General features: G+C 70.8%; 9 protein-coding genes and 1 pseudogene. 2 read left to right on the forward strand and 8 right to left on the reverse strand.

Features of this window, described 5'->3' with window-relative positions; genetic code table 11:
• The 8 genes and pseudogenes from RNB18_RS48095 to rsmI form a co-directional block, all read right to left on the reverse strand.
• A pseudogene (locus RNB18_RS48095) lies at positions 1-168 on the reverse strand (DNA-binding response regulator); the annotation flags it as partial.
• Between the two features lie 193 nt (positions 169-361).
• A complete protein-coding gene (locus tag RNB18_RS48100) occupies positions 362-2164 on the reverse strand; it encodes an ABC-F family ATP-binding cassette domain-containing protein (RefSeq protein ID WP_057610420.1) in 1803 nt (600 codons plus the stop codon).
• Positions 2165-2247: 83 nt separating this feature from the next.
• Positions 2248-3141 (reverse strand): 4-(cytidine 5'-diphospho)-2-C-methyl-D-erythritol kinase, encoded by an 894-nt coding sequence (locus tag RNB18_RS48105; protein ID WP_311720495.1) that lies wholly within the window; start codon positions 3139-3141, stop codon positions 2248-2250.
• A complete protein-coding gene (gene rsmA, locus RNB18_RS48110; protein WP_311720496.1) occupies positions 3138-4013 on the reverse strand; it encodes a 16S rRNA (adenine(1518)-N(6)/adenine(1519)-N(6))-dimethyltransferase RsmA in 876 nt (291 codons plus the stop codon). Before rsmA ends, RNB18_RS48105 begins: the two co-directional genes overlap by 4 nt.
• Positions 4014-4048: 35 nt before the next feature.
• Positions 4049-5446 (reverse strand): ubiquitin-like domain-containing protein, encoded by a 1398-nt coding sequence (locus RNB18_RS48115; protein WP_311720497.1) that lies wholly within the window; start codon positions 5444-5446, stop codon positions 4049-4051.
• Positions 5447-5564: 118 nt separating this feature from the next.
• On the reverse strand, positions 5565-6449 hold the full coding sequence (locus tag RNB18_RS48120) for a TatD family hydrolase (protein ID WP_311720498.1): 885 nt from the start codon (positions 6447-6449) through the stop codon (positions 5565-5567).
• 46 nt (positions 6450-6495) lie between these two features.
• Entirely contained in the window at positions 6496-6888 is a 393-nt protein-coding gene (locus RNB18_RS48125; protein WP_311720499.1) for a hypothetical protein, read from the reverse strand.
• Positions 6889-7134: 246 nt separating this feature from the next.
• Complete coding sequence (gene rsmI, locus RNB18_RS48130) at positions 7135-7983, reverse strand: 16S rRNA (cytidine(1402)-2'-O)-methyltransferase (protein WP_266563630.1); 849 nt, start codon at positions 7981-7983, stop codon at positions 7135-7137.
• Between the two features lie 85 nt (positions 7984-8068).
• On the opposite strand from rsmI, the gene RNB18_RS48135 reads away from it, so the two are divergent.
• Both RNB18_RS48135 and RNB18_RS48140 read left to right on the forward strand, forming a co-directional pair.
• Positions 8069-9808 carry a dolichyl-phosphate-mannose--protein mannosyltransferase gene (locus RNB18_RS48135; protein ID WP_311720500.1) on the forward strand — a complete coding sequence of 580 codons (1740 nt, stop codon included), beginning with the start codon at positions 8069-8071 and terminating at the stop codon, positions 9806-9808.
• A 125-nt stretch (positions 9809-9933) separates the two neighbouring features.
• Positions 9934-11556 (forward strand): penicillin-binding transpeptidase domain-containing protein, encoded by a 1623-nt coding sequence (locus RNB18_RS48140; protein WP_311720501.1) that lies wholly within the window; start codon positions 9934-9936, stop codon positions 11554-11556.
• Positions 11557-11602 lie beyond the last annotated feature (46 nt).

Consider the following 11602-nt stretch of genomic DNA (forward strand, 5'->3'; position numbering starts at 1 on the left):
GGGCGCCCGGCTGATCACCAGCTCCGCCGCCCCCGCGGCAGGCGCCGCCGCCGCGAGCACCCGGTGCCCGCGCAGTTTCAGCGCCGAGGCCAGCGCCTCGGCGAGCAATCGGTGGTCGTCGACCACCATGAGCCGAACTCCCATCGAGCAACCCCCCAGTCCCCCCATGGATCCGCGTGAAGGCCCCACGATGGATGCCCTCTGATCCGCACGGACAGAGGCACTCTCCCAGCACCCCCGCCCTTCATGCCCCCGGAAGCTACACGCTAGTTCGACGTTGCGCTTCCCCTACCGGTGAGAAGTGTCCCGGAAGAGCTTAATTCCTGGCTTTCCTGTCATTCGAGGATGATGTGCCGCACCTTCACGCGTCCTCGGCCAGCTCCAGCCACCGCATCTCGAGTTCCTCCCGCTCCCCGGCGAGATCCCGCAGCTCGGCATCGAGGGAGGCCACCTTCGCGAAGTCGGTGGCGTTGTCGGCGATCTGCGCGTGCAGCTTCGTCTCCCTCGCGGAGATCTTGTCGAGCTGCCGCTCGATCTTCTGGAGCTCCTTCTTCGCGGTCCGCTGATCCGCGGAGCTCTTCTCGGCCACCGGCTTCACCACCACCGGAGCCGAAGCCGCGGCCGCCTCCTCCATCCGCTGCCGCCGCTCCAGGTACTCGTCGATACCGCGCGGCAGCATCCGCAGGGTGGCGTCCCCGAGCAGCGCGAAGACCCGGTCGGTCGTGCGCTCGACGAAGAACCGGTCGTGGGAGATGACGACCATCGAGCCGGGCCAGCCGTCGAGGACGTCCTCCAGCTGGGTCAGGGTCTCGATGTCAAGGTCGTTGGTGGGCTCGTCGAGGAAGAGGACGTTGGGCTCGTCCATCAGCAGCCGCAGCAGCTGCAGGCGCCGCCGCTCACCGCCCGAGAGATCCCCGACCGGCGTCCACTGCTTCTCCTTGTTGAAGCCGAACGTCTCGCACAGCTGCCCGGCGGTCATCTCGCGCCCCTTGCCGAGGTCGACGCGCTCCCGCACCTGCTGGACGGCCTCCAGCACCCGCAGCGTGGGCTTGAGTTCGGCGACCTCCTGCGAGAGATAGGCGAGCTTGACGGTCCGGCCGACCACGACCCGTCCGCCCACGGGCTGGGTCTCGCCTTCGGTCCGCGCGGCCTCGGCCATGGCCCGCAGCAGGGACGTCTTCCCCGCGCCGTTGACCCCGACGAGACCGATCCGGTCGCCCGGACCGAGCTGCCAGGTCACATGCTTCAGCAGCACCTTCGGCCCGGCCTGGACGGTCACGTCCTCCAGCTCGAAGACCGTCTTGCCCAGCCGCGACGACGCGAACTTCATCAGCTCGCTGCTGTCCCGCGGCGGCGGTACGTCCTTGATGAGCTCGTTGGCGGCCTCCACCCGGAAACGCGGCTTGGACGTCCGCGCGGGGGCGCCGCGCCTGAGCCACGCCAGCTCCTTGCGGACGAGGTTCTGCCGCTTGGTCTCCTCGGTGGCGGCGATCCGCTCACGCTCGGCACGCGCGAAGACGTAGTCGGAGTACCCGCCCTCGTACTCGAAGACGTCGCCCTTCTGCACATCCCACATCCGCGTGCAGACCTGGTCGAGGAACCACCGGTCGTGGGTGACGCAGACGAGGGCCGAACGCCGTTCGCGCAGGTGCTTCGCCAGCCAGGAGATGCCCTCGACGTCGAGGTGGTTGGTGGGCTCGTCGAGGACGATCAGGTCCTGTTCCTCGATGAGCAGCTTGGCGAGGGCGATCCGGCGGCGCTCACCACCGGAGAGCGGCGCGATGACGGTGTCGAGGCCCTGCGGGAAGCCGGGCAGGTCGAGCCCGCCGAACAGTCCGGTCAGCACATCGCGGACCTTGGCGTTGCCGGCCCACTCGTGGTCGGCCATGTCCCGGATGACCTCGTGCCGGACGGTCGCCGTGGGGTCCAGGGAGTCGTGCTGCGTGAGGACGCCCAGCCGCAGTCCGCCGGAGTGCGTGACGCGCCCGGTGTCGGCGTCCTCCAGCTTGGCGAGCATGCGGATCAGGGTGGTCTTGCCGTCACCGTTGCGGCCCACGACGCCGATGCGATCGCCCTCGGAGACGCCGAGCGAGACACCGTCCAGCAGGGCACGGGTGCCGTACACCTTGCTGACGTTCTCGACATTGACCAGATTGACGGCCATTTCTCTCCTGCCCAGGGGGATCGATCGACCCTCCAGGGTAGTCCGGCGCGCGACATCCCCTCGCCCCGCGCTCTTCCGCCGGATCAGATCACCGTCGCACCCGGCGCGGGGCCCGACGCCACACGCACCGTCCGGCACGTGCCGGAGGCGCGCAGTGCGTCCGCGATCTTCGTCGCCGCCCCGGCGTCACGGGCGAGGAACGCCGTGGTCGGGCCCGAGCCCGAGACGAGCCCGGCGAGGGCGCCCGCGGCGCTGCCGGCCGCGAGGGTGTCGGCGAGCTCCGGGAAGAGTGAGAGGGCGGCGGGCTGAAGGTCGTTGGAGACGGCGGCGGCGAGCGCCTCCGGGTCGCCCCCGGCCAGCGCGTCGAGCAGGTCCTCGGAGGCGACGGGCTCGGGGACGTCGAGGCCCTCGGTGAGCCGGTCGAACTCCCGGAAGACGGCCGGGGTCGACAGCCCGCGCTCCGCCATCGCGAACACCCACGAGAAGCCGCCGCCGACCTCGAGGGTGCGCAGCTTCTCCCCGCGGCCCGTCCCGAGCGCGGCCCCGCCCACCAGGCTGAACGGCACGTCACTGCCCAACTCGGCGCAGATCTCGAGCAGTTCCTCACGGGAGGCGCCCGTCCCCCACAGCGCGTCGCAGGCCAGCAGCGCACCGGCCCCGTCCGCGCTGCCGCCCGCCATGCCGCCGGCCACGGGGATGTCCTTGGCGATGTGGAGGTGCACGGCGGGGTCGAGCCCGCGGCGCTCCGCGAGGGCGATCGCCGCGCGGGCCGCGAGATTCGTACGGTCGAGGGGGACCTCGGCGGCGTCGGGGCCCGCGCAGGTGATGCGGAGCTCCTCGGCGGGCGTCACGGTCACCTCGTCGTAGAGGCCGACCGCGAGGAAGACGTTGGCCAGGTCGTGGAAGCCGTCGGGGCGGGCGGCGCCCACCGCGAGCTGGACGTTGACCTTGGCGGGGACGCGGACGGTGACGCTCACTGCTGACCGGGCTCCTTGTTTTCTGCGATGCGCGCGAACTCCTCGACGGTGAGCGACTCACCGCGGGCCTGGGGCGAGACCCCGGCCGCCACGAGGGCCGTCTCGGCGGCCGCGGCCGTACCCGCCCACCCGGCGAGCGCGGCCCGCAGCGTCTTGCGGCGCTGGGCGAAAGCGGCGTCGACGACCGCGAACACCTCGCGCCTCGACGCGGTGGTCTTGATCGGCTCGGTCCTCCGGGTCAGCGCGACGAGCCCGCTGTCCACGTTCGGTGCGGGCCAGAAGACGGTGCGGCCGATCGATCCGGCCCGCTTGACCTCGGCGTACCAGTTGGCCTTCACGGACGGGACGCCGTACACCTTCGAACCGGGCGGTGCGGCGAGCCGGTCGGCGACCTCGGCCTGGACCATGACGAGGGTGCGTTCGATGCTCGGGAAGGTCTCGAGCATGTGCAGCAGCACGGGTACGGCGACGTTGTACGGCAGGTTCGCGACCAGTGCCGTCGGCGCGGGGCCGGGAAGGTCGGTGATGTGCATCGCGTCCGAGTGCACGACGGCGAAGCGGTCGGCCCGGTCCGGCAGGCGGGCGGCGATCGTCGCGGGCAGTGCGGAGGCGAGGACGTCGTCGATCTCGACGGCGGTGACGCGGTCCGCCGCTTCCAGCAGCGCCAGGGTGAGCGAGCCGAGCCCGGGCCCTACCTCCACCACCACGTCGTCGGGGCGGACGCCCGCGGTCCTGACGATACGGCGGACCGTGTTCGCGTCGATCACGAAGTTCTGGCCGCGCTGTTTGGTGGGGCGGACCCCTAGGACAGCCGCGAGTTCACGGATGTCGGCGGGGCCGAGGAGGGCGTCTGGGGAGGGGCTGCTGCTCACGGCCCCAAGGGTACGGGGCTGGGTGGGTGCTCCACTCACCCGTGCAGGCGGGCTCCGCAGTGCGGCCACGGGCTCGCCCCCCGCCGTACGTACAGCTTCTTCGCGCGGAACGTCTGTTCCGCCGCAGGCGCGTCCTGCGGTCGCCCCGAGCCGCCCAGCCCGTGCCAGGTCCTCGTGTCGAACTGGTACAGCCCTCCGTACGTCCCCGAGGAATCCACGGCGTTCGGCCGCCCGCCGGACTCGCACACCGCGAGCCCCTGCCAGTTCAGATGGTCCGCTCCCTGCACGGACGTGGGCATCGGCTTCGTGCCCACCCTGACCCTCTGCGCCCGGGGCTCCCGCACCAACTCGACCCTGATCCGTCGCGGCTTCTGCCGGACCCCGTTGACGGTCCGCAGGGAGTACGTGACCCGTCGCACCCCCGGTACCCCCGCCCGCTCGACGACCTCCGTGCCCTTGAAGAGCGAGGCGTCCTCGCTCCGCTCCTCCAGGAACGGGATCTGCTCCTCGTGCACTTCCTTCATCCCGGTGATCCGCAGCACCGTGACGGTCTGCCCGTCGCGCGGAAAGCTCCCCGGTGCCACCGAGGTGGTGTCCATGCCGCTCAGCGTGATCCCGGCCGCCTCCACGGCCTCCCCCACGGTGGCGGCGTTGGTCCGGATCGTCCGTGCCCGGCCGTCCGCCATGATCGTCACGGAGCGCTCGGTCCGCACATCCAGCGCGAGCCCCTCCCGCCCGATCGGCCGGGAGCGCGAGGTGGACACGTACGCGCCCTCCGCGCGCACCCCCAGCTGTTCGAGCGCCCCGTCCACGGTGCGTGCCGTGGTCCACACCTCACGCCGGTTCCCGTCGAGCGTGAGCCGTACGGGACGCCCGTACCGCACCGCGACCTCGTCCCCGCTGGCGAGCTGTTCGCCGGGGGCGGGCGCGACGACGTCGTGTGCCCCGACCGCGACTCCCTCCTCCACGAGCAGTTCGGTCACGTCGTCCGAGAAGGTGTGCAGGGTCCGCGGCTTGCCGTCGACGCTGAGCTCGATCGCCTTGTCCTTGGCGACGAACGCGGTGGTGCCGCCCGCCAGGAACGCGACCACCAGCGCCTGCGGAAGCAGTCGGCGCATCGCGGTGTCCGGGCGCTCCGCGTACCGCGCCCGGCGCCGGCGTGCGGCCCGGCCCACTTCGGCACGCGGGGGCGGCATGGGCGCCGGGTTCGACTCCTCGTACGCGGGCCGGTACGTGTCCTCGTACGCCAGCGTCCGCCCCGGGTCCGGTGCCCCGTACATCCCGTACGCGAGCGTCTCCGCGGTGTGCGGATCGGCGGGGGGCGTGTCGAAGCCGCCGTGCGCCGGGGGTCCGTACGGCTCGGTCGGGCCGTACGGCTCATAGGGCCCGTATGTCTCGTTCGTCTCGTACGTCTCGTACTGCGAGTTGCTCACGCCGACACGCTCCAGGGGCCGAGGGGTCCAAAGGGGTCCGGATCGGGCCCACAGAACCTAGCGGAGCGGTCGTCACTCTCCAAAGTGACACGACTACCCGGAGTTACGTTCGATGGGGTCAGTAACCGAAGGCGCGTGCGGTGTTGGCGGCGAGTGCCGTGGCCAACGCGTCCTCGTCGATGCCGCGCACGGCGGCCATGGCACGCACTGTGACCGGAATGAGATAGGGGGCGTTGGGCCGTCCGCGGTACGGCACCGGCGTCAGGAAGGGCGCGTCGGTCTCCACGAGCAGGAGCTCGAGCGGCGCCACGGCCACCGCGTCCCGCAGGTTCTGGGCGTTCTTGAAGGTGACGTTGCCGGCGAAGGACATGAAGTATCCGGCGCCGGCGCAGATCTGCGCCATCTCGGCGTCCCCGGAGTAGCAGTGGAAGACGGTGCGCTCGGGAGCGCCCTCCTCCTTCAGCACGCGCAGGACGTCCGCATGGGCGTCGCGGTCGTGGATGACGAGCGCCTTGCCGTGCCGCTTGGCCATCTCGATGTGGGCGCGGAAGGACGCCTCCTGCGCCTCCTTGCCCTCGGGCCCGGTGCGGAAGTGGTCGAGGCCCGTCTCGCCGACGCCCTTGACCTGCGGGAGCCCGGCCAGGCGGTCGATCTCCGCGAGCGCCTCGTCGAGCGCCGGCGTGCCCCCCGCCTTGCGCTCCCCCTGCCGGGACCACCCGTCGGGGTCGCCGTGGACGATCCGGGGCGCCTCGTTGGGGTGCAGGGCGACGGTGGCGTGGACGGCGTCGTACCGATCCGCCGTCTCGGCCGCCCAGCGGGAGCCCCGTACGTCGCAGCCGACCTGGACGACCGTGGTCACCCCGACCGACGCGGCTTTCGCGAGCCCCTCCTCCACGGTCCCGTCCTGCATGTCCAGGTGGGTGTGGGAGTCGGCGACCGGCACCCGGAGGGGCTCCGGGAGCGGCGGCGCCGCGTTCTTCTCGCGCGGGCTGTTCGAAGGCATGCCCCGATCCTACGAAAGGGGCATGCCCACCCGGACGCCGGAGCGGTCAGCTCGCCTTGCGCTGGAACACGTGCAGCAGGTCGGCCAGGTGCCAGTGGTGCTCTTCGCCCGGCTCCTCGCCCCCGGCCGTCGGCGCCTCCACGGGCCCGGCGGGGGGCGTGCGGTGCTGCTGGTGCGCCGCGTCACGGGCGGACGCGACCCGACCGGGCCGCATGATCCGTACGACGTGGTGGTCGCAGTTCGCGCACGCGGGCCTGGAGAGCGGAGAGGGCACGACCTGTCCGTCCACCACGTACTGCACGAATTCCCGGCCGTCGCCGTCGATGTGGTGCTCTATCTCGTACGACTGCTCCCACCCGTGCCCGCAGCGCATGCAGGCGAAGGAATAGGACTCGTTGACGACAGCTGTCGCACCGGGGTGCCCTGCGATCTCGCTCATGCCAGCTCCTGTGTGTCCGCTGGTTCGAAGGACGGGTACGTCCCTCACCCCAGTGGACGCCTCCTCGGACCCGAACGCGACGACCCTGTCGACTGTTGGAGGCGATTTGGGCGTTCCTTGCCAAACCGCCCCGCGAGACCGCGCGGAGCTTTGCATTCCGAGACACCGCTTTGCCGGCACATGGGGCGCACGCTCAGAAGTCATGCGCCCTGCTCAGAGCGGGTGTGACCCACCTCATGCGGCGCGTCAGGAAGGGGCGTTCTTCGCCGCAACCACCGCATCGAAAACAACCCTCTTGGGGACTCCCGCCTCGACGGCCACCGCGGCGATCGCCTCCTTGCGCCGCTCGCCCGCCTCCTCCCGCACCCGCACCCTCCGCACGAGCTCGGCGTCGTCGACCTCCTCGGCCCCCTTGTCGGGCGCCCCTTCGACCACGACGGTGATCTCCCCCCGGACCCCCTCCGCGGCCCACTCGGCGAGAAAGCCCAGCGTCCCCCGCTTGACCTCCTCGTACGTCTTCGTCAACTCCCGGCACACCGCCGCCCGCCGCTCCGCCCCGAACACCTCGGCCATCGCCGCGAGCGTGTCGTCGAGCCGATGAGGAGCCTCGAAGTACACCAGGGTGCGCCGCTCGTCGGCGACCTCCCGCAGCCGGGAGAGCCGCTCACCGGCCTTGCGCGGCAGGAACCCCTCGAAGCAGAACCGGTCGACGGGCAGCCCGGACAGCGCGAGCGCGGTGAGGACGGCGGACGGCCCCGGTACGGCCGTGACGCGGACGTCCTTCTCGACCGCCGCGGCGACCAGCCGGTACCCGGGGTCGGACACCGACGGCATCCCGGCGTCGGTGACGAGCAGCACGCGCGCGCCGCCGAGGAGTTCGTCGACGAGTTCGGGCGTACGGGCGGCCTCGTTGCCCTCGAAGTAGGACACGATCCGGCCCTTGGGCGTCACGCCCAGCCCCTGGGTGAGCCGCCGCAGCCGCCGGGTGTCCTCGGCCGCGACCACGTCGGCCCCGGCCAGTTCCTCCGCCAGCCGGGGAGGAGCGTCCGCGATGTCGCCGATGGGGGTGCCCGCCAAGACAAGGGTTCCAGTCACACCCCCATCCTCCCAGGGGCGCCCCGAACCGGACGCATCCGCCCATGCACGGGACTCACACAGCGCCGTTCCTTACGATGGCGCGGTGACCAGTACCGCGTCCTCCACGGACACCCGGCAGGACCAGGCCCCCCAGGACCGGCGGCCGTCGTGGCAGCAGAGGCTGCGCCGTTTCGGCTACACGGCCGAGGCCAGAAGCGACGTGCGCGAGCGCCTGGTGCCGCCCTTCGTCGCGCCCAGTCCGCGGATGTGGCAGGTCCTGGGCGTGCCCCGGGTGCTCGCCGAGCGGATCGCGCGCTGGTCGGGCTGGACCGGGCCGCTGCTGGTGACGCTGGTGGCGGGGCTGATGCGGTTCTGGAACCTGGGCAGCCCGAAGAAGGTGATATTCGACGAGACGTACTACGCCAAGGACGCGTGGGCGCTCGTCCACCGCGGCTTCGAGCTCAGCTGGGACAAGAACGTCGACAGTCTGATCCTCAACTCCAACGGGAACGTTCCGCTCCCGACGAACGCCGCCTATGTGGTGCACCCGCCGGTCGGCAAGTACGTCATCGGACTCGGCGAGCTGATGTTCGGGTTCAACCCGTTCGGCTGGCGGTTCATGACGGCGTTGCTCGGGACGCTGTCGGTGCTGATCGTGTGCCGGGTGGGCCGCCGTATCTTCCGCTCCACGTTCCTGGGCTGCCTGGCGGGCGCGCTGATGACCGTGGACGGCCTGGCCTTCGTGATGGCGCGCACCGCGCTGCTCGACGGTGTACTGATGTTTTTCGTGCTGGCCGCGTTCGCCTGTCTGGTCATCGACCGTGACCGGGCACGGGAGAAACTCGCCGCAGCGCTGCCGGTCGACTCCTACGGCCTCGTGCGCCCCGACGCGCACATCGCGGACACCCTGCGCCTGGGGTGGCGCCCCTACCGCTGGCTGGCGGGCCTGCTCCTCGGTCTGGCCATCGGCACCAAGTGGAACGGCCTGTTCTTCCTCATCGCCTTCGGCATCATGACGGTCCTGTGGGACGTCGGCTCCCGCAAGGTCGCGGGCGCGCGCCGCCCCTACGAGGCGGTCCTCAAGTACGACCTCGGCATCGCGTTCCTGGCCATGGTGCCGGTCGCGGTCGTCACCTACGTCACCTCGTGGATCGGCTGGATCCTCTCCCCCGCGGACGGCTCCGGCGGCTACTACCGCAACTGGGCCGCGAACGACGGCCAGGGCGGCAGCTGGACCTTCCTGCCCGACTGGTGGCGCAGCCTGGTCCACTATGAGCACGAGGTCTACAAGTTCAACGTCGGCCTGTCCTCGCCGCACACGTACATGTCCAACCCGTGGAGCTGGATCGTCGACGGCCGCCCGGTCTCGTACTTCTACGAGTCCCCCGCGCCCGGCACCGACGGCTGCCCGGCCGACGCGGGCGAGAAGTGCGCCCGCGAGGTCCTGGCGATCGGCACACCGCTGCTGTGGTGGGCCGCCTGCTTTGCGATCCTCTACGTCCTGTGGCGCTGGTTCTTCCGCCGCGACTGGCGCGCGGGCGCCATCGCCTGCGGTATCGCGGCCGGTTATCTCCCCTGGTTCAACTACCAGGAACGCACGATCTTCTTCTTCTACACGATCGTCTTCCTCCCCTTCCTCTGCCTGGCCGTCGCCATGCTCATCGGCGCCCTCGTCGGCCCCCCGGGCGCCAGGGACACCCGCCGGGTTGCGGGCGCCACGGCGGCCGGCGTCCTGGTCCTCCTGATCGCCTGGAACTTCATCTACTTCTGGCCGCTGTACACCGGCACGAGCATCCCGATCGACGACTGGCGGTCGCGGATGTGGCTGGATACGTGGGTCTAGAGGGCTGATATTCACGTATGTGATTGAGCACCTGCTTCAACGAATCAGGAAACTCTTACCCCGCGTGTCACACCTCCCGCTTAGAGTTCCCACAACAACGGGGTCATCGGGGAGGGGGCCAGACCATGGCCAAGGGGGTGAAGGTCGCTGTCGTCAGCACGGTGTTCGCCGTGATGGTCGGCGGGGCCGGATACGGGGCGTACAACTTCGTGTCGGCGATGAGCGACGACGGGAGCGGCGGGGTCGGGGAGGCCAAGCGGAGCGGGCCTCCCACCGCCGACGAGATCGCGAAGACGTCGAAGGACTTCTTCGCCGCCTGGGAGAAGGGCGACGCGGCGAGCGCGGCCGCGTTGACGAACAACAACACGGCGGCCGAGGTGTTGCTGGCCGCCTACGGGACGGACGCGCACATCGGCGATGTGCGCATCACGCCCGGAAAGACGACCGGCGCCACCGTGCCGTACAGCGTGAAGGCGACCGTCTCCTACGACGGGAAGTCCAAGCCGCTGGCGTACGAGAGCAAGCTGACCGTCGTGCGCGGGGTGACCACCGGGAAGGCGCTCGTCGACTGGCAGCCCTCCCTGGTGTATCCGAAGCTCCAGAGGGACGACCGGCTGGTCACCGGCGAGTCCGCGAACCCGGCCATCGAGGCGGTGGCCCGCGACGGCAGCGTGCTGACCAAGGAGAAGTACCCCTCGCTGGGCCCGGTCCTGGACGCCCTGCGCGAGAAGTACGGAGCCGAGGCCGGCGGTACTCCCGGGATCGAGCTGGTCATCAAGCACCCGGACCAGACCCCCGACACCTCGCTGCTGACTCTCTCCGAGGGCAAGGCGGGCAAGCTGGAGACCACCCTCAGCGCGACCGCACAGGCGGCCGCCGAGAAGGCCGTGAAGCTGTACGGCCAGTCGTCGGTCGTCGCCGTCAAGCCGAGCACCGGTGAGGTGCTGGCCGTGGCCAACAACCGCACGGACGCCTTCAACGCGGCCTTCGAGGGCACCAAGGCCCCCGGCTCCACGATGAAGATCATCACCGCCGCGATGCTCATCGACAACGGCGTGACCTCGATGAACGGCCCGGCGCCCTGTCCGCCCGACGCCGTGTGGCAGGGACAGACCTTCAAGAACCTCACCGGCATGGAGCCCAACGAGGGCGCCTCGCTGGCCAACAGCTTCATGCGGTCCTGCAACACCGCCTTCATCAAGCTGATCGACGAGAAGCCGCTCACCGACGAGTCGCTGACGCTGGAGGCGCAGAACCGGTTCGGGATCGGCGAGGACTGGAAGACCGGCATCGTCTCCTTCGACGGGAAGGTGCCCGCGGTCAGCGGTCCGGACCGCGCGGCGAACGCGATAGGCCAGGGCCAGGTCCAGATGAACCCGCTGAACATGGCCTCGGTGACGGCCACCGCGATCACCGGCGCCTTCCGCCAGCCCTACCTGGTCTCGCCGAAGCTCGACGACCGCGAACTGGCCACCGCGAAGGGGCTGCCGTACAACACGGCCTCCCAGCTGAAGCAGATGATGCGGCTCACCGCGACCCAGGGAACGGCGACCAAGGCGATGGCGGGACTCGGCGGGGACATCGGCGCCAAGACCGGTTCCGCGGAGGTCGACGGGCAGCAGGTGTCCAACAGCTGGTTCACCGGTTTCCGCAACGACATGGCCGCGGCGGCCATGACCGAGGAGGGCGGCCACGGCGGCGACGCGGCGGGCCCGATTGTCGCAGCTGTGCTACGAGCCGCAGGCTGACGTCACCCGTGCGGGACAGGGACTCTAGGCTGTGGCCGTCGTTGGG

This window comes from Streptomyces doebereineriae, assembly GCF_031845645.1.
In the GTDB taxonomy this organism is placed as follows: Bacteria; Actinomycetota; Actinomycetes; order Streptomycetales; family Streptomycetaceae; genus Streptomyces; species Streptomyces canus.